The organism is Treponema bryantii (assembly GCF_900111035.1).
In the GTDB taxonomy this organism is placed as follows: Bacteria; Spirochaetota; Spirochaetia; order Treponematales; family Treponemataceae; genus Treponema_D; species Treponema_D bryantii_C.
This window is the reverse complement of sequence record NZ_FOFU01000004.1, coordinates 99,801-125,548: the sequence shown is the minus strand read 5'-3', so window position 1 is coordinate 125,548 and position 25,748 is coordinate 99,801. Positions and strand designations below refer to the sequence as shown.

Annotated in this window: 26 protein-coding genes, 1 tRNA gene and 1 pseudogene; 21 read left to right on the top strand and 7 right to left on the bottom strand. The window is 38.6% G+C overall.

Features of this window, described 5'->3' with window-relative positions; all coding sequences use genetic code 11:
• Nucleotides 1–13: 13 nt before the first annotated feature.
• The 18 genes from BMY21_RS08680 (at nucleotide 14) to BMY21_RS08595 (ending at nucleotide 15,288) form a co-directional block, all read left to right on the top strand.
• Nucleotides 14–1,978: an EAL domain-containing protein gene (locus tag BMY21_RS08680; protein WP_074642939.1), complete on the top strand. Its 1,965-nt coding sequence runs from the start codon at nucleotides 14–16 to the stop codon at nucleotides 1,976–1,978.
• Entirely contained in the window at nucleotides 1,968–2,339 is a 372-nt protein-coding gene (locus tag BMY21_RS08675) for a metal-dependent transcriptional regulator (RefSeq protein WP_074642937.1), read from the top strand. The genes BMY21_RS08680 and BMY21_RS08675 overlap by 11 nt, the downstream gene beginning before the upstream one ends.
• Before the next feature lies 1 nt (nucleotide 2,340).
• A complete protein-coding gene (locus BMY21_RS08670) occupies nucleotides 2,341–3,180 on the top strand; it encodes a phosphatase PAP2 family protein (RefSeq protein ID WP_074642934.1) in 840 nt (279 codons plus the stop codon).
• 72 nt (nucleotides 3,181–3,252) lie between these two features.
• A tRNA-Lys gene (locus tag BMY21_RS08665) sits at nucleotides 3,253–3,325 on the top strand.
• Between the two features lie 271 nt (nucleotides 3,326–3,596).
• Nucleotides 3,597–4,181, top strand: a complete 585-nt coding sequence (locus BMY21_RS08660; protein ID WP_074642931.1) for an MptD family putative ECF transporter S component — start codon at nucleotides 3,597–3,599, stop codon at nucleotides 4,179–4,181.
• Nucleotides 4,181–4,906, top strand: a complete 726-nt coding sequence (locus BMY21_RS08655; protein ID WP_074642929.1) for an energy-coupling factor transporter transmembrane component T — start codon at nucleotides 4,181–4,183, stop codon at nucleotides 4,904–4,906. Before BMY21_RS08660 ends, BMY21_RS08655 begins: the two co-directional genes overlap by 1 nt.
• Nucleotides 4,907–6,391 carry an ABC transporter ATP-binding protein gene (locus BMY21_RS08650; RefSeq protein WP_074642926.1) on the top strand — a complete coding sequence of 495 codons (1,485 nt, stop codon included), beginning with the start codon at nucleotides 4,907–4,909 and terminating at the stop codon, nucleotides 6,389–6,391.
• Nucleotides 6,373–6,768, top strand: coding sequence for a heavy-metal-associated domain-containing protein (locus BMY21_RS08645; RefSeq protein ID WP_074642924.1), 396 nt, complete (start codon nucleotides 6,373–6,375; stop codon nucleotides 6,766–6,768). The genes BMY21_RS08650 and BMY21_RS08645 overlap by 19 nt, the downstream gene beginning before the upstream one ends.
• Nucleotides 6,768–6,992 carry a FeoA family protein gene (locus tag BMY21_RS08640; protein ID WP_074642922.1) on the top strand — a complete coding sequence of 75 codons (225 nt, stop codon included), beginning with the start codon at nucleotides 6,768–6,770 and terminating at the stop codon, nucleotides 6,990–6,992. Before BMY21_RS08645 ends, BMY21_RS08640 begins: the two co-directional genes overlap by 1 nt.
• A complete protein-coding gene (gene feoB / locus BMY21_RS08635) occupies nucleotides 6,989–9,034 on the top strand; it encodes a ferrous iron transport protein B (protein WP_074642919.1) in 2,046 nt (681 codons plus the stop codon). The genes BMY21_RS08640 and feoB overlap by 4 nt, the downstream gene beginning before the upstream one ends.
• A gap of 7 nt (nucleotides 9,035–9,041) precedes the next feature.
• Nucleotides 9,042–9,332, top strand: coding sequence for an Lrp/AsnC family transcriptional regulator (locus BMY21_RS08630; protein WP_074642916.1), 291 nt, complete (start codon nucleotides 9,042–9,044; stop codon nucleotides 9,330–9,332).
• A 13-nt stretch (nucleotides 9,333–9,345) separates the two neighbouring features.
• On the top strand, nucleotides 9,346–10,089 hold the full coding sequence (gpmA, locus tag BMY21_RS08625; protein WP_074643541.1) for a 2,3-diphosphoglycerate-dependent phosphoglycerate mutase: 744 nt from the start codon (nucleotides 9,346–9,348) through the stop codon (nucleotides 10,087–10,089).
• Between the two features lie 54 nt (nucleotides 10,090–10,143).
• Nucleotides 10,144–11,463 carry a phosphopyruvate hydratase gene (gene eno, locus BMY21_RS08620; RefSeq protein ID WP_074642914.1) on the top strand — a complete coding sequence of 440 codons (1,320 nt, stop codon included), beginning with the start codon at nucleotides 10,144–10,146 and terminating at the stop codon, nucleotides 11,461–11,463.
• An 88-nt stretch (nucleotides 11,464–11,551) separates the two neighbouring features.
• On the top strand, nucleotides 11,552–12,148 hold the full coding sequence (locus tag BMY21_RS08615; RefSeq protein WP_074642911.1) for a class I SAM-dependent methyltransferase: 597 nt from the start codon (nucleotides 11,552–11,554) through the stop codon (nucleotides 12,146–12,148).
• 98 nt (nucleotides 12,149–12,246) lie between these two features.
• Entirely contained in the window at nucleotides 12,247–13,569 is a 1,323-nt protein-coding gene (gene xylA, locus BMY21_RS08610) for a xylose isomerase (protein WP_074642908.1), read from the top strand.
• 38 nt (nucleotides 13,570–13,607) lie between these two features.
• Nucleotides 13,608–14,003 (top strand): ferredoxin reductase domain-containing protein, encoded by a 396-nt coding sequence (locus BMY21_RS16070; RefSeq protein WP_074642905.1) that lies wholly within the window; start codon nucleotides 13,608–13,610, stop codon nucleotides 14,001–14,003.
• Between the two features lie 56 nt (nucleotides 14,004–14,059).
• Nucleotides 14,060–14,446: a beta/alpha barrel domain-containing protein gene (locus BMY21_RS16065; protein WP_074642903.1), complete on the top strand. Its 387-nt coding sequence runs from the start codon at nucleotides 14,060–14,062 to the stop codon at nucleotides 14,444–14,446.
• A gap of 233 nt (nucleotides 14,447–14,679) precedes the next feature.
• Nucleotides 14,680–15,288, top strand: a complete 609-nt coding sequence (locus tag BMY21_RS08595) for an L-2-amino-thiazoline-4-carboxylic acid hydrolase (protein ID WP_074642900.1) — start codon at nucleotides 14,680–14,682, stop codon at nucleotides 15,286–15,288.
• Here the strand turns inward: BMY21_RS08595 and BMY21_RS08590 are convergent.
• The 5 genes from BMY21_RS08590 to BMY21_RS08570 all read right to left on the bottom strand — a co-directional run bounded on the left by BMY21_RS08590 (nucleotide 15,285) and on the right by BMY21_RS08570 (nucleotide 21,179).
• On the bottom strand, nucleotides 15,285–15,740 hold the full coding sequence (locus BMY21_RS08590) for a PIN domain-containing protein (protein ID WP_074642897.1): 456 nt from the start codon (nucleotides 15,738–15,740) through the stop codon (nucleotides 15,285–15,287). The two genes, BMY21_RS08595 and BMY21_RS08590, sit on opposite strands and share 4 nt — an antisense overlap.
• Nucleotides 15,730–16,272, bottom strand: a complete 543-nt coding sequence (locus tag BMY21_RS08585) for a helix-turn-helix transcriptional regulator (RefSeq protein ID WP_074642895.1) — start codon at nucleotides 16,270–16,272, stop codon at nucleotides 15,730–15,732. Before BMY21_RS08585 ends, BMY21_RS08590 begins: the two co-directional genes overlap by 11 nt.
• Nucleotides 16,273–16,458: 186 nt before the next feature.
• Complete coding sequence (locus BMY21_RS08580; protein WP_074642892.1) at nucleotides 16,459–18,810, bottom strand: efflux RND transporter permease subunit; 2,352 nt, start codon at nucleotides 18,808–18,810, stop codon at nucleotides 16,459–16,461.
• Between the two features lie 24 nt (nucleotides 18,811–18,834).
• A complete protein-coding gene (locus BMY21_RS08575; RefSeq protein ID WP_074642889.1) occupies nucleotides 18,835–19,773 on the bottom strand; it encodes a helix-turn-helix domain-containing protein in 939 nt (312 codons plus the stop codon).
• 50 nt (nucleotides 19,774–19,823) lie between these two features.
• Nucleotides 19,824–21,179: an MATE family efflux transporter gene (locus BMY21_RS08570; protein WP_074642887.1), complete on the bottom strand. Its 1,356-nt coding sequence runs from the start codon at nucleotides 21,177–21,179 to the stop codon at nucleotides 19,824–19,826.
• Nucleotides 21,180–21,494: 315 nt separating this feature from the next.
• Here BMY21_RS08570 and BMY21_RS08565 point away from each other — a divergent pair, with 315 nt between their 5' ends.
• Together BMY21_RS08565 and BMY21_RS08560 are read left to right on the top strand one after the other, a co-directional pair.
• Complete coding sequence (locus BMY21_RS08565) at nucleotides 21,495–22,091, top strand: manganese efflux pump MntP (RefSeq protein WP_074642884.1); 597 nt, start codon at nucleotides 21,495–21,497, stop codon at nucleotides 22,089–22,091.
• Nucleotides 22,092–22,232: 141 nt separating this feature from the next.
• Entirely contained in the window at nucleotides 22,233–24,215 is a 1,983-nt protein-coding gene (locus BMY21_RS08560; protein ID WP_074642882.1) for an endo-1,4-beta-xylanase, read from the top strand.
• Nucleotides 24,216–24,297: 82 nt separating this feature from the next.
• Here the strand turns inward: BMY21_RS08560 and BMY21_RS08555 are convergent, their stop codons facing one another.
• Nucleotides 24,298–24,810 (bottom strand): HXXEE domain-containing protein, encoded by a 513-nt coding sequence (locus BMY21_RS08555; RefSeq protein ID WP_074642879.1) that lies wholly within the window; start codon nucleotides 24,808–24,810, stop codon nucleotides 24,298–24,300.
• Nucleotides 24,811–24,916: 106 nt separating this feature from the next.
• Between BMY21_RS08555 and eno (BMY21_RS08550) the strand changes: the two are divergent.
• A pseudogene (gene eno / locus BMY21_RS08550) lies at nucleotides 24,917–25,066 on the top strand (phosphopyruvate hydratase); the annotation flags it as partial.
• 64 nt (nucleotides 25,067–25,130) lie between these two features.
• Here eno (BMY21_RS08550) and BMY21_RS08545 read toward each other — a convergent pair.
• Entirely contained in the window at nucleotides 25,131–25,700 is a 570-nt protein-coding gene (locus BMY21_RS08545) for a DUF3793 family protein (RefSeq protein WP_074642877.1), read from the bottom strand.
• Between the last annotated feature and the right edge of the window lie 48 nt (nucleotides 25,701–25,748).

Genomic DNA, 25,748 nt, shown 5'->3' with positions numbered 1-25,748 from the left:
GGAAATCTTACATTTGGCACAGATTTATCAGTATGCAGTTGCGGCTCTCTTTATTGATGCAGTAATCATCTTTTTCTACTTTCAGAAAAGAAGTCTGCCAACCTTCCAGAATATAGTCTTTTTCGTAATTCTCTCTGTTGTTACTCTTAATACAGTTGCAGAGCTCGGTGCCGGCTATATGGAAGAGCATCTGTCTTCATTTTCTATAGGGACAGCTTATATTATAGAATGTCTCTATTTTACATTTAACCTGACATTTGGTGTTCTTTTTACTATATATAACCTTTCTGCCTTTGATATTTACGGCAGGCTTAACAAAAAATCAATAAGGATTGTTCAGTCGGTTATTCTTTTTCCGTATTGTTTTTTTTTGATTTCCGTATGGCTTACTCCGCTTCTACATAATTATATCAATCTTGTTTTTACTTTTGATTATGTCAACGGATATCAGCGCGGAAGAAATTTCTGGTTTTATGGTCTTTGTTCAACAAAAGCTTTCTTTATAATTTTTTCTTTTGCTATCATTCTTTGTTTCAATCGATATATTGCCAGATCGAAGATGCAGATTATGTACTTTTTCATTGTGACTATGTCTGTTACTTCACTTATGCAGCTTTTTAATTATGGTCTTTTGATTGAGTCTTTTGGAATGTCGCTTGTTACACTGGTCTACTTTTTCTTTATTCAAAAACCGGAAGAGATGGTAGATTCTTCAACCGATACTTTGAATCAGTCTGCGTTACAGCGCATGCTCAGATATAATCTGGCAGTTGGACGAAGGTTTTATTGTGTTGCAGTTTTTATTGATGACACAATGTTTATTGCCAATACCTTTGGTATTCCAAAACTGAATGCTTTCCTTACTGATGCCGGTAACTTTTTGAAGCAGAATTTTTCTTATGCAAATGTTTTTAGCCGTCAGCAGGGCTGTTTCTGTATTCTTTTGCGGGAAAGTGATGAAGAAGCTCTGAATAGAGTTATAACTCTGCTTAACAATCGTTTTCAGAAGGCCTGGGTTCGTGAAAATGTAGAATTAAAGCTTTACATCCGCCTGTGTATTATTGACTGTCCAAAGGATGCTGAAAGTCCGGAAGAAATTATGGATATCATAAATATGATTTCTTCGGATGAGCGATATCGTCAGAGCGTTGTTTTTGCCAGTGAAATTGATTTGAAATACCGCCGTCGTACTATATATATAGAACATTGTTTACGAAATGGTCTTACAGAAAATCGTTTTGATGTTTTCTATCAGCCTATCTGGTCTACAGCAGAGAAAAAACTGATTGGAGCTGAGGCTTTGATTCGTCTGAAGGATGAAACTGGACATTTTATTTCGCCGGAGGATTTTATTCCGATTGCAGAAAAAACTGGTGCAATTCTTCGTATTGGAGAATATGTGTTTGAGTCTGTTTGTCTGGCTCTTTCTCAGATTGATGTGGAAGCATACGGTATCAAAAAAATTGATATAAATCTTTCGGTTGCTCAGTGTATGCAGGAAATCCTTGCCGAGCAGATTTTGAAAATCAACAGTATCTATAAAATTCCGCCTTCAATTATTAATCTTGAAATTACAGAAACGGCGGCTGCCCATACACCGGAAATCCTCTTGAAAAACATGCAGGATCTTGCAGATGCCGGTTTTGAGCTTTCTCTTGATGATTATGGTTCTGGATACTCGAATATGAGTTATATGCTGAACCTTCCATTCAAAATGATTAAGATTGATAAGTATATTGTCTGGGCTGCCTTTACAGATAAGAGGGCAGAAAAGGCACTTGCTGCTACTATCAAAATGATTAAGGAAATTGGAATGACTGTTCTGGCAGAAGGTGTTGAAACTCCGGAGCAGGCTGAATGGCTTACAACTTCCGGCTGTGATTATCTGCAGGGCTTTTATTATTCCCGGCCTATTCCAAAAAAAGAGTTTTTAAGTATAATGTTAGATAATAAAAAGGGGGATGCAAATGCAGATTAGAGAATCAGCAGAGATGTATCTTGAAACAATACTTGTGCTTTCAAAAAAGGGTGACGTGCGTTCTATTGATATTGCACGTGCTATGGATTTTTCACGTCCTTCTGTAAGTGTTACAGTACATAATCTTGAAAAAGAACATTATATAAAGATAAATGAAAACGGAACAATTTCTCTTGAGCCTGCTGGTCGTGAAATTGCAGAACGTATTTATGAACGTCATACAGTTCTTACAGATCTTCTTATTGCAATCGGAGTTTCTGAAAAAACAGCTGCAGAAGATGCCTGTAAAATCGAACATGATCTCAGCGTAGAAACTTTTGAGTGCGTTAAAAAAGCAATCAAAAAAATGGGCAAAAAATAACATGACTAATCTTAGGAAAATCAGAACAAGACTTACAGCCTTGTTCTTTCTTTTAATATTCAGTGGAGCAGGGCTTTCTGCCGCTACTTTTGATTATGAACAGCCTTTCTCACTTAATCCTGTAAATGAAAGTATTCAGCTTGGGGTGGGTGGGCTGCTTTCCGGTTCTGCACTTGTCTGCGATAAAATTCTTCATATCAAAAATAATGATTTTAATGCAGAAGATTTAAACCTGTCAGAAATTTCTACACTTGAACAGATATTAATGAAACCATACAGCAAGCCTCTTCATATTGTTGGAACTGGTACTATGGCACTCGCTCTGGCAACTCCAGCTGTTTTTGCTGTGTTACCAGCTAAAGAGTGGCTTACAATCGGAACAATGTATCTGGAAACTATGCTGCTCGCTAATGGAATTAAGGAATGGATGAAGCTTCTGGTTTATCGAACCCGACCTTATATGTATTTTGATGATTACCCGCAGGATATGGTAGAAGATGGAGACTGGAACTGTTCATTCCCTTCTGGACATACAACACTTGCATTTGCTGCGGCTGCATTCTCAACTATGGTATTCTGTCAGTGCTTCCCTGATTCAAAATGGAAATATGCTGTTGCGGGAGGAGCCTTTGGTCTTGCAGCTACGACAGGTATTTTCAGAATGGCATGTGGAAAACATTTCTTTACAGATGTCCTTGTAGGTGCCGTTATAGGAACTGCCTGTGGTTTTATAGTTCCATACATGCATACAAAAAACTTTTACGGAAAATTTGAAAAGAAAAGCGGCAGAGCAAATGCTAATTTAACTCCTGCAGGCTTAACTTTTTCTTATAATTTCTAATAAATTTAGGTTTTGTCTATTGACAAACTTTAGAAAAATCTCTATATTATTAAAACATTCGCAAGGATGGATGGGCTACTAGCTCAGTAGGTAGAGCAACGCCCTTTTAAGGCGTGGGTCACTGGTTCGAATCCAGTGTAGCTCAGTAAAGGACTTCTGGTTTCAGAAGTCCTTTTTTTTTATTCTAAACAGAATTACGCTGTATTAGTCTTTTTTTCTTATATTCCTGAATTATTTGTCTATAAAAATACACTACTGGAATTATATCTTTTCTTATGAAGTTAAGCGTTTATCATTGGGGCTTTTGTAATCTTTTTAATCCATTAGACATTAAGGGTTAGTTGACACTAACTATTCTGATATATATACTAAAATTATATGTTAGCTAGTACTAACGATGAAAAAACGAGGTTTTTATGAAAAGTTCAAACAAACTCAATGGTAAAGATTTAATCAACATCGGAATTTTTACTGCAATTTATTTTGTAGTGATTATGGCTCTTGCAATGCTCGGCTTTATTCCGATTTTTATGCCAACTTATTCTGTGCTTATGCCTTTATTTGGCGGTATTCCCTTTATGCTTTTTCTGACTAAAGTCCGCAAGTTTGGAATGGTCTGGATTATGAGCATTCTTATGGGACTGCTTATGTGGCTCACAGGTATGTCTTATTATGCTCTGGTTATTGGTAGTATTACAGGGTTGATTGCAGAGTTTGTTCTTAAAGGCGGCGAATACAAAAGTGCAAAAAGAGCGGTTATTGTTCATGCAATTTTCTGTTTCTGGATCGTAAGTAATTACATTCCATTATTCTTCTTTGCTGATAAATACTGGTCTACAAGACAGAATTTTGGTCAGGAATACATTGATGCACTTACAAAGTTATTTCCTAAATGGATGTTCCCGGTTCATATCGCTTTATGCTTTTGCTTTGGTATCCTTGGCGGACTTCTTGGCCGTAAGATTCTTAAAAAGCACTTTGCCAAGGCTGGAATTGCATAATGGAAATCTTAAGCGCTACTTCAAAAAAATCAGTTTTGGATCCGCGCACTAAACTAATTCTGCTTGTATTTGTTTCAGTGTTTGTGCTGGGAAATGCAGGCGGAGACTGGGCGGCTGAGTTTCGTGTTGCACTGAATTATCTGCCGCTTTTTCTACTGCTAAGTGCCCGACGTTTTAAGCCATTTTTATTTGGTGTCTTTTTTTATACCTTTGCGTATGTCTTTGCAATGCTTGTTATGCCACATTGTACTGGTTTTCTGAATTTTCTGATTCTTGCAATGTGTGGAATTGTCTTGAGATTTATGCCGGGTGTTTTTACCGGGATGTATCTCGTTTCTACAACAACTGTCAGCGAGTTCATGAGTGCCATGGAAAGAATTCATATGCCAAGTCAAATCACTATTCCACTTTCCGTTATGTTCAGATTTTTTCCTACAGTTATGGAAGAAGCTTCAAGCATAAACAAGGCTATGGCTATGAGGGATATCAGATGTGGTGGAACAAAAGCTTTTCAGATGATTGAATATCGCCTTATTCCGATGATGACCTGTTCCGTAAAAATCGGGCAGGAATTGTCGGCAGCTTCACTTACACGCGGTCTTGGCGGACCAGGAAAACGAACAAATATTTGCAAGATAGGTTTTGGATTCTGGGATTATTTTACTTTTATTGCTTTAGGAGCAGGGCTTGCTATAACCATTCTACGTGGCTTCAAGGTGATTTAGATGATTGAACTTAATAATGTCAGTTTTACATATAGCAGTGGAGAGGGGATTGAACGTGGAGCTGCTGGAGAAAGATCTTCAAATGGCAGTCTCTGTAACATTAATCTAAAAATAGAAGAAGGCGAATTTGTTTTACTAACCGGAGGATCCGGCTGCGGTAAGACTACTATTCTTCGTCTTATTAATGGACTTATTCCAAACTTTTTTGAAGGTGAGTTACAAGGACATGTTTTTGTTAATGGCAATGATGTTTCACAGGTAGAATTATATGATACTGCAAAAATTGTAAGCACTGTATTTCAAAATCCGCGTTCTCAGTTTTTTAATGTTGATACAACTAGTGAGCTTGCTTTTGCATGTGAAAATCAGGGAATGGAAGAAAATGAGATTTTACGGAGAATCGACAAAACAGTAAAGGATCTTCAGCTTGAACCTCTTATGGGAAGGAGTCTTTTTCAGCTCTCTGGCGGACAAAAGCAGAAAATTGCCTGTGCGTCAGTTGCGGTTACAGGAAATAAGATCATTCTTCTGGATGAACCAAGTGCGAATCTTGATTTGAAAACAATCGAAGGACTTCGTGAGCTGCTTAAGAAATGGAAGAGTGAAGGGAAAACTATTGTAGTTGCAGAACACCGTATATCTTATCTTTGGGAACTTGCCGACCGAACGGTAGTTTTAAAAGATGGAAAAATTATCCGCGAAATGTCTCGAGAAGAAATGGATAGGATTTCGGAAGAAGAATTGCATAAGCTGGGTCTACGTTCAAACTGTCATGCTGAACTTGTTTCGGAATCGCATAGTCAAAAGATGCTGAAACAAGTTCAGCATGACGTGTCACTTCAAGATGGTATTGAAAATATCATAATTCATAACTTCCGCTACAAATACCGCAATGGTCTTGTTGCCCTAAATATTCCACATATGGAAATCCCGGTTGGAAAAATCACTGCAATTACCGGTAATAACGGCGAAGGTAAAACAACCTTCCTTAATTGTCTTTGCGGATTAGGAAAACATTCAAAAGGAATTATAGAGTTTAATGGGAAAACTTATAAACGGCATGCCCGTCAAAAGAAAATCTTTCTTGTAATGCAGGATGTAAATCATCAGCTGTTTACAGAAAGCGTTCTGGATGAAGTTATTATCAGTCAAAAAGAAGAGAATGAAGATGATGCACATCTCATATTGAAAAGCCTGGACCTAGATGATTTTGCAAACCGTCATCCGCAGTCGCTTTCTGGCGGCCAGAAGCAGCGACTTGCCGTAGCCTGTGCAATTGCAAGTGGGCGAGAGATTCTTCTTTTTGATGAACCAACAAGCGGTCTCGACTACACACATATGCTTCAAATCGGACAAATCCTGCGTAATCTTAAAAACCTTGGAAAAACTGTAATCGTAGTAACGCACGATCGTGAACTTATCAAAGAATGCTGCGATTTTGAAATACCATTAAAGGAGTTTAACTTATGGGAACAGTCATCTTAATTTTGATTCTTTTAATAATTATTCTTTTTGCTGTAAAAAGTACTCTCAATAGGATACAGCACGGTTCGGCCTGCTGTGGTGAACGAGATGCACCGGAGAAAAAAGTAAAAGTTCAGGATAAAAATAAATCACACTATCCTTTTAAATATGTTCTTTCGGTTGACGGCATGCATTGTTCAAATTGTACACGCCATGTGGAAAATGCTTTGAACTCGATTGACGGAATATGGGCTACTGCGAGTCTTGAAAAGAAGTCCGTAACAGTACTTTCGAAAATGGAGCTTGAGGCTGCTGATTTGGAATGTGAAGTACGGGATGCAGGCTACACGGTTCTTTCTGTTACAAAAAATCAGATTATTACACAAGGAGATATATAATGGCAATTTCTGAATTGAAAAAAGATCAAAGCGCAGTAATCGCCTCGGTAAACGGCGATGCACGTTTTGTAAGCAGGATTACATCTATCGGACTTACACCGGGATGCAAGATTACAATCGTAAAAAACGAAAAGCATCGTCCGCTTTTAGTTTATTCGCGCGACACTATGATTGCTTTGAACCGTAATGAATGTGAGAACATCACAGTGGAGGTCGTTGCATGACAGACAAGAATGAAACAGTAATTGCATTGCTCGGTCAGCCTAACTCTGGAAAATCCACACTTTTCAATGCGCTTACAGGTCTTAAACAGCATGTCGGAAACTGGCCTGGAAAAACTGTAGAGAAAAAAGAAGGAAATTTTGAATACAAGGGAACAAAATATCTTGTAGCAGACCTTCCTGGAACTTACAGTCTTTCTGCAAATTCAGATGAAGAAATAATTACCAGAGATTATATTGCAGGTGGTAAAGCAGATGTTGTCTGTATTCTTGCAGACAGTTCTCAGCTTCAGAGAAGCCTTTATATGCTTGCTGATTATGCAGGAATTAAAGTTCCAGCTTTTCTGATTTTGAACATGAGTGATGTTGCTGCTGAGCAGGGTAAGCAGATTGATTTTGCTGCAATTTCTAAAAAACTGGGAATTCCAGTTGTTCTTTTTTCTGCTCAGGATAAAAAGAATTATGATGGATTTTATGCAGCTCTTGAAACTGCAATCAGAAAAAAGACAATTCTTGATTCTACAGCTCTTGAGACAAAATATAATTCAATTGAAGCTTATAAAGAAATTAAACCTCTTGTGCCTGAAAATGTGATTCTCGGCTATTCTTCAGTCTGGCTTGCTGCCAAGGTTGTAGAAGGAGACTTGCCGGTTACAGCAAAAATCAAAGCTGCATTGGAGGGAGAAAAGAAAAAGCAATTTGATGAAGAGGTTGCAAAAAATCTCTTGAATTCAAAAGAAACAAATAAAGGTGTGCTCCTGACGGGAGAAGCAAAGTTTGCCTGGATAGATGAGCTTCTCGAAGGTTCTGTTGCATCAAAAACACAGACACGTAAGCTTGGAAAGTTTGACCGTATGATTACTCACCGTGTTTGGGGAAAGCCTGTGGTAATTCTTACAGTCCTATTCGGTCTTATTGCTTCATTTATACCAGCCCTTCCTTTTATGGGAGTAGGTAGTGCAATCGGGGCTCTGATTAATCCTGTAACAAATGGGCTTACTGCAATCGGTTGTCCAGCCTTTATCATAGCTATCATCTGTGATGTTGTAATTAACTCTCTCAGCTTTATTTTCAAAATGCTTGGCTTCGTATTTGGTGTAACTTTAGTATTTGGTCTTCTTGAAGAAGTCGGCGTTATGGCACGTATCTCATATGTATTCGACAACACAATGGCAAAACTCGGTCTTCAGGGAAAATCAGTTATGCCTTTCCTTGTAAGCTTTGGATGTACAATGGGTGGCGCTGCAGGTGCGCGCGTTATCGATAACTGGGGACAGAAGGTTCTCACAATCGCACTCGCATGGGCCGTTCCTTGTGGTGCTGCCTGGGCAGTTGTTCCAATGCTTTCAACAGTATGGTTCGGAGGGGCTGCTCCTCTTATCATTGTTGCAATTCTCGCTGTGATGATTCTTCATATGTGGGTTACATCAAAAGTATTTGGACGCAAGCTTGTAAAAAAAGAAGACCGCTGCGGAATGATTATGGAACTTCCTCCTTATCATAAACCAAAGTGGGGTGCACTTTTCCGTTATGTTCTTGGACGCACAAAGGATACCTTCTTCCGCGTTCTTAAAATCATTCTTCTTGTATCTTTTATATTCTGGCTGCTGACATTTACAAAATCCGGTTCTATGGATAACTCAATTTTGTACAAGGTTGGTCAGTTTATAGAGCCTGTTACAAAGATTTTTGGACTTGGGTGGAAAAACTTTATGGCCTTTATTGTTTCTTCTCTTGGTAAGGAAGGGGCAATTGGTGTTCTAAGTTCAATCTTCACAGACCACAATATGATTACTGTAGGTTCAACTGTAGCCGGGGGTGCAGCGGCTAATATCAATGAACTGCTTGTTGCTAACGTTGCAAAACCTGAAGCTCTTGCATTCATATTTGCGATTACCTTCAATATGCCTTGTATTGTTGCACTTGCTGCAACTTACCAGGAAACTCATTCGGCTAAGTGGACTGCAATTATTGCTCTTTACTATACAGTGGGAGCGCTTTTGATTGCGTGTGTTGCTTATCATATCGGATTGCTTATCTGGTAAAAGGAACATGGAAGAACTTTTAAATCTGCTCCGCGACGGGCATTCACGATCAATCGAAATGCTTGCCGAAGAGCTAAATACAAGTACCGATGATATCAATCGTCGCATCGAGTTTCTCGAGCGTGCCGGTATAATTCGTCGAGTACTGAATATCAAAAATGACTGCTCACATGGCTGCAATGGTGGCCACTGTCCGGGCTGTAAGGCGCATGCCGGAAAGTCTGACAGTTCCCCTTGTAAAGGCTGCCTGCCCGAAGGTGGCTTCAAAAATATGGGCGAAATGTGGGAAGTAGTATAAGGAGTTTATTATGATAAAGTTAGTTTTAGTTCGTCACGGCGAAAGTGAATGGAATAAGCTGAATCTTTTTACCGGCTGGACGGATGTTGAACTTAGTGACAAGGGCCGCGAAGAAGCTAAACTTGCCGGTAAGCTTTTGAAGGATGAAGGTTATGATTTTGATATCTGCTTTACATCTTATCTTAAGCGTGCAATCCATACATTAAATGGAATTCTCTGCGAAATGGATCGCGAGTGGCTTCCTGTAATCAAAACCTGGAAGCTCAATGAGCGTCATTATGGCGACTTGCAGGGAAAGAATAAAGCAGAGGCTGCAGAGAAGTTTGGAGAAGATCAGGTTAAAATCTGGCGCCGTTCTTTTGATGTAAAACCTCCTGCTCTTGCAGACAACGACGAGCGTTCAGCTAAAAATCAGCCTATGTATCGTGATGTTGATTCAAGCTTTCTTCCTCAGAATGAAAGCCTTGAGACAACAATTGCCCGTGTTATTCCATACTTCCTCGAAGAGATTAAATCTCAGATGAAGGCTGGTAAACGCGTAATAATTGCGGCTCACGGAAACAGCCTTCGCGCTCTCGTAAAATATCTGGACAACCTTACACCGGAAGAAATCCTCGAAGTAAATATTCCGACAGGTACTCCACTCGTTTATGAGTTCGACGATAATTTTAAGGTAATCAAACATTATTATCTTGGCGACCAGGAAGCACTCAAAGCAAAAATGGAAGCCGTAGCAAATCAGGGAAAGAAAAAATAAAACAAAAATGTTATTCTGAACTTGTTTCAGAATCAGCATGACAAGGAGAAAAATATGTTAAACAAAGTTGCAATCAGCAATGTAATCGGACGTGAAATAATTGATTCACGTGGTAATCCTACTGTAGAAGTGGATGTAATTCTTGAGAACGGAGTTTTCGGCCGTGCCGCAGTTCCAAGTGGAGCAAGTACAGGTGAAAACGAAGCTCTTGAACTCCGAGACGGCGATAAGGAACGCTATGGTGGAAAGGGCGTTCTTAAAGCTGTAGAAAATGTAAACAAGGTAATTGCTCCTGCTCTCAAGGGCTTTAATGTTTTTGAACAGCGTGCAGTTGATATGAAGATGCTCTCGCTCGATGGAACTCCAACAAAGAGTAAGCTCGGTGCTAATGCAATTCTTGGTGTTTCTCTTGCAACTGCTCAGGCTGCTGCAAAGGCTTTGAATATTCCTCTTTATCGCTATATTGGTGGTGCAAATGCACATGTACTTCCTGTTCCAATGATGAATATCATCAACGGTGGTGCTCACTCAGATGCTCCAATTGCATTCCAGGAATTTATGATTCGTCCTGTAGGTGCTAAAACAGAAAAAGAGGCAATCCGCATGGGTGCAGAAGTTTTCCACGCACTTGCAAAGCTTCTTAAAAAGCGCGGACTTTCAACAGCTGTAGGTGATGAAGGTGGATTTGCTCCAAAGTTTGATGGAATCAACGATGCACTCGACAGTATTGTTCAGGCAATCAAGGATGCTGGTTACAAGCCAGGAAAAGATATTAAGATTGCTATGGACTGTGCAGCAAGTGAGTTCTCTGTAGAAAAAGACGGCAAGTTCTTCTATAACTACAAACAGCTTTCAAACGGAACTCCAAAAGATCCAAACGGAAAAGAATTGAGCGACGATGAGCAGATTGCTTACCTCGAAGAACTCATCACAAAATATCCTATTGACTCGATTGAAGATGGTCTCGACGAAAATGACTGGGAAGGTTGGAAGAAACTTACAGCACGTATCGGCGACCGCTGCCAGCTCGTAGGTGACGACCTCTTTGTAACAAATGTTAAGTTCCTCGAGAAGGGAATTAAACTAGGGGCCGGAAACTCAATTCTTATCAAGGTAAATCAGATAGGTTCTCTTACAGAAACTCTCGAAGCAATTGAAATGGCACACCGCCACGGCTACACAACAGTAACCAGCCATCGCTCGGGTGAAACTGAAGACACAACAATTGCCGATATCGCAGTTGCTACAAACTCAGGACAGATCAAGACTGGTTCTATGAGCCGTACAGACCGTATGGCAAAGTACAATCAGCTCATCCGTATCGAAGAAGAACTGGGTAAGACTGCTGTTTATGGCTACAAAAAATTAAAGTAAAAATATAAATATTTTTTTAGTTCTATCATATTCCGTCCTGCTGAAAAGCTGGGCGGATTTATATATTTTAAATGAAAAAGAGATAAAAATGAGTAAATCGATCTGGGACAGGTTTGCACCAATCTATTCACTTGCGATGAAGTCGCAGAAAAATATTTATGATTATATGTATTCGCATATCCGTGAAAAGGTTAGGGGAAAGGATGTTCTTGAACTCGCAACCGGGCCAGGGCTTATTGCAAAAAATGTTGCAGAGGTAACCCATCGCATGGTTGCAACAGATTTTTCACCGGACATGATTAAGCAGGCACAGAAAGGGAATAATCCTGTAAATCTTTCTTTTGAAGTTGCAGATGCTTCTAACCTACCATACACAGATCATTTTTTTGATGTCGTGATTATTGCAAACTGTCTGCACATTGTTCCAAATCCGGAAAAGGTTTTGAGTGAGATTGAACGTGTTATGAAAACAGGCGGGCTCCTTATAGCACCAAATTTCATTGAACGAAAAATTGCCAGTCCTAATCTCTGGCAAAAACTTCTCTTCAAGCTTGGCGTAAAATTCGAACACCAGTGGACATCTGAACAATATAAAAACTTCCTGGAATCAAACGGCTGGAAAATCACCGTCAGTGAAGTAGTTCCCGGCCGTATAGATTTAATGTATGTTGAGTGTATAAAATAAGTTCTTTTGACCTCCATATTTCTTTTTTTATAAAGTTAGTGTATACTAACTTTATAAAAGTTAGATAAAACTAACAATAAATAAATAGGAGGCTCAAAATGAGCGAGTTTTTTAAGAATATTCCTCAAATCAAGTTTGAAGGAAAAGATAGTAAAAACCCATGGGCATTCAAGTATTACAATCCTGAATTAACAATCATGGGAAAAAAGATGTCTGAACATCTTCCATTTGCAATGGCATGGTGGCATAACCTTGGCGCTAATGGTGTAGATATGTTCGGTTCTGGAACTGCAGATAAATCTTTTGGACAGACTCCGGGAACTATGGAACATGCAAAAGCTAAGGTTGATGCCGGTATCGAGTTTATGAAAAAACTCGGAATAAAATACTACTGCTGGCATGATGTAGACCTTGTACCAGAAGATCCGAATGATATCAACGTTACAAACAAACGTCTGGATGAAATCTCTGATTATATTCTGGAGAAGACAAAGGGTACCGACATTAAATGCTTGTGGGGAACTGCAAATATGTTCGGTAATCCACGTTTTATGAACGGAGCAGGTTCTACTAACTCTGCAGATGTTTACTGCTTTGCTGCTGCTCAGGTAAAAAAAGCACTTGAGATTACTGTAAAACTTGGTGGTCGCGGTTATGTATTCTGGGGTGGTCGCGAAGGGTATGAAACTCTTCTTAATACAGATGTAAAGCTTGAACAGGAAAACATTGCTAACCTCATGCATATGGCTGTTGATTATGGCCGTTCTATCGGTTTTAAGGGTGATTTCTATATCGAGCCTAAGCCAAAGGAGCCGATGAGTCATCAGTATGATTTTGATGCTGCAACAGCTATCGGTTTCCTTCGTCAGTATGGTCTTGATAAAGACTTTAAGATGAATATCGAAGCTAATCATGCATCTCTTGCAAATCATACGTTCCAGCATGAACTTTGCATCAGCCGCATAAACGGAATGCTTGGTTCTGTAGATGCTAACCAGGGAAATCCAATCCTTGGCTGGGATACAGATAATTTCCCATGGAATGTTTATGATGCAACTCTTGCGATGTACGAAGTTCTGAAGGCTGGTGGTCTTACAGGTGGTTTCAATTTTGATTCTAAAAACCGCCGTCCTTCAAACACATTTGAAGATATGTTCCATGCATACATTATGGGAATGGATACTTTTGCTCTTGGTCTGATTAAGGCTGCAGAAATTATTGAAGACGGACGAATTGACGGCTTCATCAAAGAAAAGTATTCAAGCTACGAAAGTGGTATTGGAAAAAAGATTCGTGATAAACAGACAACTCTTGAAGAACTTGCTGCCCGTGCTGCAGAAATGAAAAAGCCATCTGATCCAGGTTCTGGTCGCGAGGAATACCTCGAGGGAGTTGTAAACAACATCCTCTTTCGCGGATAAATTTCTGGATTAATAATACACAATAAAGGTGGACAGTCATGGATTTAGCAGAGATTGATGAAAATGGAAACGGTTTACAGTTTTTTGGGAAGACAAAGGTTGAGCGTCTTGAAAAAATAGAAGGTCAGCCGAATGTTTATCTTTTGCAAACGACTATAGAATGTGAGCGGCCAAATCAGGCTGTTCCTAAAGCAGGCCAGTTTTATTTAATCAGGAGTGCTAAATCTGCTGTTCACTATAACAGACCCATCAGCGTATATCATTCTGAAGAGTGGAAAAGTAACGAGGGAAAGAAAAAGATTCTGGTTCAGTTTATGATTCTCGAGAAGGGAAGAGGAACTGGGGAACTTTGTCATATGACTCTTTGGGATGATATTTCAATAATTGGACCACTTGGAACTCCCTGGCCTTTGGACAGAATTTCCGTGGAGTAAGTGATATAGAGTCTTACGTAGAGGGAGCGAAACTGCTCGATAAAACTGACTGCAATATGATAGAGCTTAATATAATCTGTCCGAATATTAAGGCCGGTGCAGATGCAATCAGTTTAATAAATATGATTCATGGGGTTGCAATCGATATTGATAAACTTTCTCCAGAGCAGAGAGTTCCTGTTGTTGGAATAGGAGGAATTTGTACCTGGCAGGATGCGGTTGAATTCATTATGGCAGGTGCCAGTGCAGTTGAAATAGGGCAGGCTAAATTTACAAATCCTAATGTTGCAATTGATATTCAAAATGGCCTTAAAGAGTTTATGAAGAGTCATGGATATCATAACCTTTCAGAAATGAAAGGAATTGCCCAGGTAGCAAGGCATAATAAAGCCCATACAGATGAAAAAGGTCGTTTTGCAGATTTAAAAGCAATGATGAAGTAAAAGAAAAGAGCCGCCATCTGGCAAACTTGGCGGCTCTTGAGTAGATTAACAACAAACTTTAATAAATATTTTATAAGAGCTAAAGAACTACGTATGACATAGTACTGTTAGTGGCAACTAACAATTTAATAATACAGTTATTTAGTAGGTTAGTCAAGCAAAATAGGCGGCAAGAAATTTTAGTCTAGACTAATAATAGTTAAAAGATATAACATATCTGACGAGGATAAAAAATGAAAAATGCAGATGAAATTCTAAAAGGAAAAAAGTTTATAAGAAAAGAAATTGAAAAACGCCTTGATGCAAATACTAGTCTTGAAGTATGGCTTCTGTCTAAGAAAAAGCTCGAAGATATGCTGAATAAGTATGATGGCCTTCCGGAGGGAGTGCAGGTTCATACCCATGGTTTTATTTTTCCCACAGCAGCAATTTATCTTTCATTAAAAGCTAAGGCTCCTGAGCAGGCTTTTGAAATCATGCAGTATACAATGAAAGAAAAGTCCTCAAAGTTTGGAAAATCTCTTGCCAAAATGACTTATATACCGGGTTTCAAAAAATTTTTTCTTAGTATGTGGGATTCTATGAGCCGTAAAATGTTCGGCGAAGCATCTGGTTTCAAAAATATCTTTTATGAATGTCCTAAAGGTGAGTTCCGAATGGACATTACACAGTGCCCTTACAACAAATACCTGACAGAAGCAGGTTGTCCGGAACTGACAAAACTCTTCTGTGAAAACGACATTTACAGTTACGGAAATATTCCTGGCCTGAAGTTTACCAGAACAAAAACAATCGGAACCGGCGGCGACTGCTGCGATTTTAAGATGGAATTAATTCACTAGACTGAAGTAAATGGATTAAGAATCTTTGTGCCGCCAACAATCTGACCATTATTTAAATCTTCTGAATAAACAATAATGCAGCCATTGTCATTGGCAGAAGAGAGAATTAGAGAGTCCCAAAAAGAAAGTTTGTTTTTTATGCTTATATCAATTGCGTTCAAGATAAGAGGTACGGTGACTTGTCTGACAGTTAGTTGACTGGAAAATAGTTCAACATATTCTTTTGCAATCTGCTTTGAAAGTTTGAGCTTCTTTACGGCAACATTATAAAATTCTTGAAGACTCTGAGTAGAAATAATACCAGATTTTGAGCTTGAAGCATCTGTTAATAGCTGTGATGCAATTTCTTTTTTTTGTAAATCATTTTCATCAACTGAATATACCAGAATGTTTGTATCAAAAAAGATTTTATTGCTTTCTGTTACTGTTTGATCACTCTTTTTATCTTTCATATAATTCCTCTCTAGTCCATTTTTCTCCATGAGAGTTTGGATGATATTTATTATTCAGTTCCGTTAACTTATCATAAAAAGAATTTTGTTTTTTAGATTTAAGTTTTTCTTCTGTAGCTGTCTGAACCATTCCTGAAACTTTCTCAAGAACTTTTAACTGTTCCTTATAAACAAGTTTTGGAAGCATTTCGAGAATTGCTTTGAGATAATATGAAGATGAGGTTTCCTGTGGGCTATAAATTGCACCTGGTTCATGAAGTTCCCAGGTAATATCTTCACTTCTTTGATGTGGATACTTAGATGACTTTGAATTCTCAAGTTTATTATTTATAGATTGATTCAACTTATCTTCAATAATAACATCATAAGGAACTCGATAAAAATTGGAAAGATCAGTAACAACCTTAACGGGTGGTATGGCGGCTCCAGTTTCATATTTAATATACATCTGTCTTGAAATTCCAAGATATGAAGCCACTGCCGCCTGAGAATAATTATTCTGTTCTCTTAAACTTCTCAAAGTTTCATTCATAGAGAATATTATAAATGCTTTATATTTAAAGTCAATGTAATTATACTAATTATGTAATATAAATTAGACATAATTCAAGTTTACTCTTAGTCTAGACTGACCCGACTGCGCCTAAGAGTATCCGTAAATAAAAAAGAGTATCCGCCGCTAAACGGATACTCAAAAAAGTTAGGAGGAGAAACTCATTTATTCTATATCAGAATTAGTTTTTCCGAGTGGCTTGAGGAGGTAAATCAAAGCCGGGGTGAGAGTGTAGTCTGCAACGAGCGCAGAACCAAGTCCCACCATTGAAAGAAGACCAATTCTGAACATAGCCGTAATCGGGCTGAAGCAGTACATAAGGAACATTAAACACAAGATAAAGGTTGTTGTTCCCATAGTTTTGCCAATCTCTCGGAAGCTTTCAGTTACTGCTTCCTTATAAGAGCGGCCTGTCTCCAGTTTTGTTTTTATATGATTTGAGAAGTGGATTGTATCATCAACTGCAATTCCAAGAATCATAGGCATAACCATCATTGTCATCTCGTCGAGCGGCATATGACTGTAGCCCATAACTGCTCCAATCAAAAGAACGGGCGCAAGGTTTGGAATCATGGAAATAAGACCTGTTCTGATGCTTGCAAAAACAATAATCATAAGGATGGCAATCATGATGAACGAAGAACCGAATGATTTAAGTTCACTCTTTACGACTGTTTCGTTCATAGCTGCGTTTTCGGCAATAGTTCCAACCACAGCAACCTTTGCACCTGGGAAGTAATTACGGGCATATGCTTCTGCCTTTGTAATATCTTCTACAATCTTGTTTGCATTGTAATCTGAAATTTCTACATGAACATAAGCTGCGCTGTAATTTTCTGTAAGCTCACTGAAAAGAGATTCACTGTCTGAAATTTCATAGAAGAAGAGAAGCTGGGCAAGAAGCTCCGGATCTTCTGGAATTGTGTAATAAGCCATATCATCACTGTTGAAAACGCGGTTCATCTCTTTTACCATTCTTGTAATGCTGCGCACACGTGGTTTTCCGTTTGTGATTTTTGTCATCTGAAGCTTACCTAAATCTTTTTCCAGATCTTCGAGAGCAAGCATATTCAAAGGATCTTTAAATGCATCATCCTCATCAAACTCAATCATAACATCATAGCTGTAAAGGTTTCCGATTTTTGTTTCAAGGATTTTTTCAATTCGCTGAACAAATGGAACCTTGTTTCCCATGAACTTTAAATAATCCATGTTTACTTCCATTTTAAGAATTCCCGGAATACAGATTGCAATAATGAGTACAGAAATGATTGTAACAAGCTTACTGTGTTTTACGATTTTTTTACCAAAGCTTTCGAATGCCAGGTCTGCCTTTGTAGCACCTTTTGTTTCTATTGCTTCAGGCTGCTTGTCTTTACCATAGCTTAAGAAAATTGGAATAAGAATGATTACATAAAAATAAACCATTACTACTACACTTGCAGCAACAGCACCAAGCCAGAGCATTGGTCTGATGGCAGCAAACATAAATGAAAGCAGAGAAGCGGCGGTTGTAATAACCGTGAACAGAATTGGCCAGCCTGAATCTTCTACAGCCATAATAACAGATTCTTTGCGTTTACCGGTCTGTCTGAAGTGCATCTTAAATGCATTGATATAGTGCAGGGCATAACCAATGGAAAGAGCCATTCCAAGAAGAAGTGGAAGTGACATTAAATCTGAATCAGCCGGAATTTTAAGAAGCCCTGTAAAACCAAGTACCGTTCCAATTCCAAGAATTGTTGCAAGGAAAGGTACAATAACTCCGGAAACTGTACGTACAAAAATAATCAGACAAAGGAGCATTACAATTAGTCCGAGTACTATTCTTGTTGCCATATCCTTTGTAAGTACATCTTCTTTTTCTGCGGTAGTGTAGGCGCTTCCAATTGGCATGAGAGACCATTTATCACTTTTAAACTCATCGTTCATAATGACTTTTTCTGCGGTATGACCTACTTTACTTACGTCTTCACTTTCGTTCTGGAATGGACGAAGCTTTAAGGTTATCCAGGTTTCCTTTGCGTCATCAGAAACAAGATTGTTTACGATAGACTCACGGCTGAGCATGAACTTTTTGATTTCGGTGAGTTTTTTCGGATCTGTTGGAATACCATCATCAAAAGGACTCTTTACATCAAGACCATCATCAACTCCAATTGGAACTGTAATATTTGTAAGCGAAGTCACCTTGTCTGCAAAAGGAACTTCGGTTTCGAGCCTGTCTCCGAGGCGGTCTATCATATTCAGAACCTCTGGGGTAAAAACGTCATCGGCCTGAACAAGAACCAGAACATACTGGTCGTTACCAAACATTTCTTTAAAGTGATCAGAGTTTACCTGAACTTCACTTCCGTTTACAATCCAGTCGCTGTTTGTACTTTCAGAACGGAAATTCTGCATTCCAGAAAGACAGATAAGAGTCCAGATTAAAAGAATTGCTATGCAAAGCTTACGGTGCTTTATCTGGCCTTCTCCAACCTTACGAAAGAAGGTATTGATTTTAGAAACTTTCATAAATTCCTCCTATGGAATATGAGTTTATTCACGCCAGTTTTTCGGAAGAATGCCTTCGTTGCGTTTGAAGACCTCTGAAAATTTACTGGCATTTGTATAACCGCAGCGGCCTGCAATTTCTGTGATTGAAAGATCGGTAGAAGCAAGAAGATTTTTTGCAAGCTGAATGCGGGATTTTGTGCGGTACTCGTTTATTGTGAGACCGTACATTTCTTTGAAAACTTTTTGAAGGGTAGTGCGGTTCAAGTTTATTTTTTCGGAAAGTTCTTCAATTGAAATTTCCTGTTCAAGATTTGAGTTTATGATTCTGCGGGCATTCTGTACCTTACGACCGGTAGTTCCGCTAAAATATAAATCAGTTGAATCGCGTTTGTCTTTTCTCTGCATCAACAAAAGAATTGCCTGAACTACGGCAAGCTTAAGATTATATGCAGAAAACTCTCCGGGTAATTTCATCATTTCAAGAAAGAGCTTCTCCAGCAGGTCGCTGCCAGGATACGACACCGCCGAAGTGCTCTTTCGAATTTCACTAAAAAAATTGGAATCATTAAAATCACTGGTATCAAAAAACTCATTCAAAAAAGCAATTGTATCTTCGCAAAAAATGATAAGGCTTATGCAGTTCATACCGCTTTTGCCAAGACTACATTTTCTGACTGCCGTTTTACTGTTGAAAATCATGACATCACCTTTGTCGCCGCTTACAAACTGTCTGTTTTGCAGTTCAAATTCTCCGTGGCCTTCAGCAATGTACATAATCTCAAGACCATCAACCTCGCGCTTTTCTTCCTGATAATTCGGATTATAGGATTCCAGCTCCGAATAAACGAGTTCAATTCCTTTGGCAATATGTGTGTGTTTAATAATGCCTTCACCCACAGGCCCAATCATGCGGTAGACTTCTTCGCCCTCGCATTTACAGATGAGATTCATGTAGGTTTTGAAAAGAACTTCGTTATTCATAAGACCTCCTGAAAAAGATCCTGAAACAAGTTCAGGATGATAATTTTATTCTATGCTCTTCTAAATCGTCCAAATGCTCCACACATAAAGATTACGGCAAGTGCAAGTACTATAAGATCTGTAAACAACTGAGCGTAGAATACACCTTTAATTCCAAGTCCATTAATGTTTGGTAAAAGAAGAACTAAAGGCAGGAATAAGAACAGCTGTCTTAAAAGTGCAAGAATAGAAGCTGCGCTTGCTTTTCCAATTGCCTGGAAGAATGTGATTGCAAGAATCAAAACTCCATAAGTAATAAATGCTCCAAAGAGAACACGGAGCATTGGTGCACCTGCTTCAACAATTGCTGCATCAGTAATAAACATAGAAAGCATTTTTGCAGGTAAGCACATAATCGGAATGTAGAAAATCAGAGCAACTACAGTAGCTGAAACCATAAAGCAGCGTGTAAACTTTCCAACGCGGTCAAAAAGCTTTGCTCCATAGTTTGTACCGATTGCCGGCTGGAAGCCCTGACTGATTCCCCACAGAGGAATGAATGAGAAGGCCTGTAAACTCAAGGCAGCGCCCAGAATTGTCTGCCATTCACTGCCGCCCCATTTTGAGGCTGTGTTATACAAAACTGTCTGCTGAAGCATAGACATAACCTGCATCAACATTGCAGAAACTCCAACACTTAAAACTGGTTTAATCAAAGTCTTTTCAAACTTAATCTTGTGAATTTTTACAGTGTCACTCTTCTTTAGGAAATAGAAGAAAGACATAATCATCAAAACAATCTGAGAAATGATTGTTGCAAAGGCAGCTCCAAGAACGCCGTTTCCTTCACCACATACCTTAATCAAAACAGGATCGAGGATAATGTTGAGGATTGCACTTGTTGCCATGATTGCCATAGCCTTTTTGAGTTTTCCCTCTCCTCGCATAATCATGTTTGTAGACTGACCGAGGTTTACAAAAAGAGAACCGCAGAATACAACACGAAGATAACGAACTGCCTGCTCAAGAACTTCACCTTCAGCACCTGCAAGAGACAAAAGCTGACGTGTAAAAATGAGACCAGCAACAATAACAATTACAGAAAGAAGGGAAACAAATGAAATTAGGTTTCCCATTATTTTATCAACAGTTTCCTGGTCGCGTTCTCCAATAGCGCGTGAAAGAACCGAAGAAGAACCAACACCAATCAAGGTTGCAATACCGCTGTTTATAAGAGTAAAAGGGTAGGAAACTTTTACTGCAGTCATTGCAACTGGACCTACCATCTGTCCTACAAAAACGGCATCCATAAAATTATAGAGCCCAATAACAACCATACCGAGCACAGCCGGCACACTCAGAGTAAGCATTGTCTTAAACACATTTCCGCTGACTAACATTTCGCGGGTGTCCTGCTTATCACTCATACTAACCTCCATTAATAAATAATTATGTTAGTAAGAACTAACATAATTATAATATAAATCACATAAAAAAATCACTACTCCAAATAACAAAAAATACTCCAAGTTGCAATTTAATTTTCCTGTGTAATCTTGACCAGTCATACATGCTTGTGGCATAATCTAAAAACATTTTCAAATCTCTTCCATGGGGGAGTAGCTGGCGTTTCTGGACCTTCAGAAACGTAACAAGTCAACATACTGGAATCTGAATTGCCGGCGGGCACTTCGATCCTGGCTTGAATTAAATAGCGAGACTCATGATTAAGGACTCTTACTATGGAATGGAATCTTATCTTTTTTGTAAACAGCGTTCTGCTTGGCGTTGGTCTTGCCATGGACGCTTTCTCAGTTTCAATCGCAAATGCCCTTAGTGAATCTTCCATGAAAAAAAGCCGCATGTGTTTTATTGCTGGCGTTTATGCTTTTTTCCAGTTTGCCATGCCTATGATTGGCTGGATTTGTGTTCACACGATTGTTGAATATTTTTCAAAGTTTGAAGTTTTGATTCCCTGGATTGCGCTGGCCCTGCTTTTGTGGATTGGCGGCAAGATGATTTGGGAAGCAGTGCACTGTGACTGTGAAAACGAAGAATCAAATAATTGTGTAAAGCTGACTTTTGCAACTCTGATGATTCAGGGAGTTGCCACTTCGATTGACGCACTTTCTGTCGGATTTACAATTGCAGATTATGGCTTTCTGATGGCGCTTGTTGCCTCGCTGATTATTGCCGGCGTAACCTTCGTAATTTGCATGACAGGTCTCTTGATTGGTAAAAAAGCCGGCGACAAACTCGGCGCAAAAGCTACACTCTTCGGCGGCCTCATCCTCGTTGGAATTGGAATTGAGATTTTTGTGAAGGGTGTGTTCTTTTAATTTTTTATAATTTCAGTCTCTCTAATAAAAATCTTATTTTTTCGCTTTTTTTATAGAAATACAAATTTCTATGTTATAATCTTAAAATACTAATCATATCAAAAAGTCTGCTCTCAATAATCTTTTATGGAGGTAGATTGAATGAGAAAATTTAATGTAGTTGTCGCATTATTTACGGCATTGGTTTTGGTGTTTGGATTTGCTTCGTGCAAAAAAGACGTAGAGGAAAAACCTGTCAATTATTCGGTAACAAAGATTGATGGGGAAAAAAGTAATCCTGATTCATTTCTAACTATAAGTCTCACTGAATATAAAGGCAAAAAGATTTCAGTTGCTTTTACAACAAAAATGCTTGTCATAAACAAAAGCGAAACAGATGCAAATTTAATGTGGCAGATAAACGCTGGTAACTCAAATTACCCTGTGATTGCAAGTAAAATATTTGAACCTGGCGTAAGTAAATGGGTAACAGTGTCTGGAACTAAGACAGGGGACGATGCAATTGAATTAGGAAGCGGTGCATATTTCTATCTTAGCACAAATCAAATAACTCCTGCTGATTTTATCATCTTCCTAAAAGATTTTTCACTTATTATTACACATGAAAATGAAGATGCTGTTTCATATTCTATTAGTGATATTTCTGCAAAAGAAGAGTCTATTACAAAGCTTAGTGATTCGGATGCCGAGGCCGAAGCTGCAGAAGCTGTTTCTAAAAAATGGCTCAGTGATTCAGTTCCTTCCATTTATGAAACCTATAAAGATCAGTTTGATTACATTGGAATTGCAGCAGAATATGGAAACTTTGGTCTGAAACAAACAGGCAGCAACAAATACACTGCAACTTATACATGGGACGGCTCTAACTGGAGTAAACCTACAGAATTATATTATGAAGAAATTCAGAATGGTATTGCAAAGCACGCAAATTCAATTACCCTTGGGAATGAATTAAAACCACAATTTGTTCTTGGCTGGTGGAATAACGGTGATGGTGCAAAACAAACAATGGTTGATTTTACTGGCTCAAATGGCAAAACAATCAAAGTTCCAAATAAGTTAGGCAACGAAAATCTTATTTATGCCACATTGAGTGTTTGCAAAAAGATGAGAGTTCAGATGCGCGGACATGTTCTTACATGGCATTCTCAAACTCCGGATGATTTCTTTGCTGAAGGTTATAATGCAAGTGTCGGGGACGATGGACTTCTGACTAATCCAGTTGATAAAGAAACAATGACTGCCCGTCATGAATGGTATATAAAATCAGTTCTTGAATGTGTTGCAAATTGGGAATCAGCAAACGGATATGGAACTGGAAATCACATTATCTGGGCTTGGGATGTTGTAAATGAAGCAACTGCCGACGATGCAGGACAAACTTATACAGGTGATGGTCAAAACTGGCTTAGAGGCTCTACCGATGGCACAAAAGATAAGTCTCCTGCTAACAGTGGTTCACGCTGGTTCCAGATTTATGGTGATGAAGAATTTATTGTAAATGCTTTCCGTTTTGCAAATGCCTATGCTCCAAGTGATGTAAAACTTTGCTACAATGATTATAACGAATATATGGAATATGGCGGAGGCTACAAAACAAGTGCAATCTGCAAATTACTAACAAGTGTAAAAGAAGGTGAAGCACAAACAATAAATGGTAACTCAGTAGCACCTAGAATTGACGTAATGGCTATGCAGTCACACGTTGGAGTTTCATGGCCTGGAGTTGATGGATACGAAACTGCACTTAAACGCTATCTTGCACTTGGACTAGATGTTCATGTTTCAGAACTTGATTTCTCTGCAGAAACACAAGAAGCAGCAAATCAAGCTTATGCCCAATATTTTACAATGCTTCAAAAATACGGAAAAAAATATTCTGGAACCAACAAAGTTACCTGTATCACAATCTGGGGTATCAATAATGAATCTTCATGGATAAATCCAGCAAGTTCTGGTGGTAAAAAAACATATCCACTTCTTTTTAATCTTGTTGATAATGTAACCACCACAACTAAAACTGTTATTTATGACACAGGTAAGGAAAACTTACCACAATACGACATTGGCGACACTTACGAAGCAAATGCCGCATTCTATACCGTAATTGATGCTCATAATTAGCCAAAGCAAAATTTAAATTACAATGTTATTATGATGTCCACCACTACTTCATATCAGCAGTGGTGGACATCATTTTTTATTCCTATCTTATAATTTTTTTAGTAAACCAACCCATTAATTTCTGTGCAATAAAGATATTCACAAAAACAAGACATGCTCCGAGCGCCATAAAGGCACCAGCGAAAAGCGCTGTATCTTCAATACACAAAAGGCACTTACAGAGAATCAGTGTATTCACCGGCAGGCAAATCAAACTTGTGATGCAGGCTGGAATGTAGCGACGATAAATGCTTACCTGAATCAAATGTACAAAAAAGTGAAGATCACATCCAAGGAAAGCCCCCAGCCAGATATACCAGAGAAAATTACGATCAATAAAATATGCAAGAGTCGAAATCAAAATACAGAGAATGAGTTCTTCGTAAACGGCAAGAGCAAAACCTTCTGTTGAAAAGTCTTTGTAACGGCGTAGAATAAAAGGGAAGCGCTTATTCAACTCTTCCTCATTCTGACGCAAAAAGAATTTAAAGCCGATTATTTCTTCCATATCATGAAACATAAAGATAATTGGAAAAAGCCAGACATATTCTTTCATTAATAACCTCTTTTCATTTTATCAGTGATATTATATACTGTTTGTGTTAGTTAGTCAAAACTAACAGTGTATTTTAAGAGGTAATACAATGTTAAACAAAGTTGCAATTGTAGATATCGCAGTTGCTACAAACTCAGGACAGATTAAGACTGGATCAATGAGCCGTACAGACCGTATGGCAAAATATAATCAGCTGATTCGCATCGAAGAAGAGTTGGGGGAGGCTGTAGTTTACGGTTATAAGAAGTTAAGATAAACACTCTAAAGATTTTTAAGTCCTATCATGCCGCCCGGGCTCCTTGAGTTCGGGCGGATTTTTTTTACGCAACGGTTTTTAATGTCTGATATTTTGTAATAATCTGATTAATAGAATAGCCTTCGTCGTACCATTTTTCGCACAACCTGCTGCATTCTGTAAATTTACAGTGACATTCTTTTGCTCTATCGATATCGGAATACGATTTCCAGCAGCCACAGTACTTACAGTCATGCCCCTGGTGATGTTCAAACTCAATCACATCTTCTACCGGATATCCAAGAATCACCCCTACTTCATGAGGAAAGCCTTCATTTTCAATCATACGAGAAAACAGTTCCTCTACAAAATCAAAAACGCTGCCTGTATGATATCCCTTTTCAGATAAATAAGCCTGTACAAATACATCAGCTAAAATCTTTCTGGTCCAGCAGACATTCAGAACAAGAATAGCTGTTGAAGTTTCAGATATTTGAGAAGAAAAAGCCATGAGTCCTCGCTTGAAGAAGGATTCTTTCCACGCCTCAAACTTATCATTATCAAAGTCTTCATTTTTTACAAAGAACAAATTTCCCGGTTTGATATTACAAAAAGTTGGTGAACTGGAATGAACAATTATCTGATCAAAACTCATTTCTTAAATCCTCAAAAAAAAGCCGTCTGGCCATGACATAAACCAGAC

What these genes read in the sequence shown, in the direction of transcription:
- BMY21_RS08675 (WP_074642937.1), top strand. Translation starts at nt 1,968, where the DNA reads ATGCAGATTAGAGAATCAGCAGAGATGTATCTTGAAACAATACTTGTG.
- BMY21_RS08670 (WP_074642934.1), top strand. Translation starts at nt 2,341, where the DNA reads ATGACTAATCTTAGGAAAATCAGAACAAGACTTACAGCCTTGTTCTTT.
- BMY21_RS08660 (WP_074642931.1), top strand. Translation starts at nt 3,597, where the DNA reads ATGAAAAGTTCAAACAAACTCAATGGTAAAGATTTAATCAACATCGGA.
- BMY21_RS08655 (WP_074642929.1), top strand. Translation starts at nt 4,181, where the DNA reads ATGGAAATCTTAAGCGCTACTTCAAAAAAATCAGTTTTGGATCCGCGC.
- BMY21_RS08650 (WP_074642926.1), top strand. Translation starts at nt 4,907, where the DNA reads ATGATTGAACTTAATAATGTCAGTTTTACATATAGCAGTGGAGAGGGG.
- BMY21_RS08645 (WP_074642924.1), top strand. Translation starts at nt 6,373, where the DNA reads ATGGGAACAGTCATCTTAATTTTGATTCTTTTAATAATTATTCTTTTT.
- BMY21_RS08640 (WP_074642922.1), top strand. Translation starts at nt 6,768, where the DNA reads ATGGCAATTTCTGAATTGAAAAAAGATCAAAGCGCAGTAATCGCCTCG.
- feoB (WP_074642919.1), top strand. Translation starts at nt 6,989, where the DNA reads ATGACAGACAAGAATGAAACAGTAATTGCATTGCTCGGTCAGCCTAAC.
- BMY21_RS08630 (WP_074642916.1), top strand. Translation starts at nt 9,042, where the DNA reads ATGGAAGAACTTTTAAATCTGCTCCGCGACGGGCATTCACGATCAATC.
- eno (WP_074642914.1), top strand. Translation starts at nt 10,144, where the DNA reads ATGTTAAACAAAGTTGCAATCAGCAATGTAATCGGACGTGAAATAATT.
- BMY21_RS08615 (WP_074642911.1), top strand. Translation starts at nt 11,552, where the DNA reads ATGAGTAAATCGATCTGGGACAGGTTTGCACCAATCTATTCACTTGCG.
- xylA (WP_074642908.1), top strand. Translation starts at nt 12,247, where the DNA reads ATGAGCGAGTTTTTTAAGAATATTCCTCAAATCAAGTTTGAAGGAAAA.
- BMY21_RS16070 (WP_074642905.1), top strand. Translation starts at nt 13,608, where the DNA reads ATGGATTTAGCAGAGATTGATGAAAATGGAAACGGTTTACAGTTTTTT.
- BMY21_RS16065 (WP_074642903.1), top strand. Translation starts at nt 14,060, where the DNA reads ATGATAGAGCTTAATATAATCTGTCCGAATATTAAGGCCGGTGCAGAT.
- BMY21_RS08595 (WP_074642900.1), top strand. Translation starts at nt 14,680, where the DNA reads ATGAAAAATGCAGATGAAATTCTAAAAGGAAAAAAGTTTATAAGAAAA.
- BMY21_RS08590 (WP_074642897.1), bottom strand. Translation starts at nt 15,740, where the DNA reads ATGAAAGATAAAAAGAGTGATCAAACAGTAACAGAAAGCAATAAAATC.
- BMY21_RS08585 (WP_074642895.1), bottom strand. Translation starts at nt 16,272, where the DNA reads ATGAATGAAACTTTGAGAAGTTTAAGAGAACAGAATAATTATTCTCAG.
- BMY21_RS08580 (WP_074642892.1), bottom strand. Translation starts at nt 18,810, where the DNA reads ATGAAAGTTTCTAAAATCAATACCTTCTTTCGTAAGGTTGGAGAAGGC.
- BMY21_RS08575 (WP_074642889.1), bottom strand. Translation starts at nt 19,773, where the DNA reads ATGAATAACGAAGTTCTTTTCAAAACCTACATGAATCTCATCTGTAAA.
- BMY21_RS08570 (WP_074642887.1), bottom strand. Translation starts at nt 21,179, where the DNA reads ATGAGTGATAAGCAGGACACCCGCGAAATGTTAGTCAGCGGAAATGTG.
- BMY21_RS08565 (WP_074642884.1), top strand. Translation starts at nt 21,495, where the DNA reads ATGGAATGGAATCTTATCTTTTTTGTAAACAGCGTTCTGCTTGGCGTT.
- BMY21_RS08560 (WP_074642882.1), top strand. Translation starts at nt 22,233, where the DNA reads ATGAGAAAATTTAATGTAGTTGTCGCATTATTTACGGCATTGGTTTTG.
- BMY21_RS08555 (WP_074642879.1), bottom strand. Translation starts at nt 24,810, where the DNA reads ATGAAAGAATATGTCTGGCTTTTTCCAATTATCTTTATGTTTCATGAT.
- BMY21_RS08545 (WP_074642877.1), bottom strand. Translation starts at nt 25,700, where the DNA reads ATGAGTTTTGATCAGATAATTGTTCATTCCAGTTCACCAACTTTTTGT.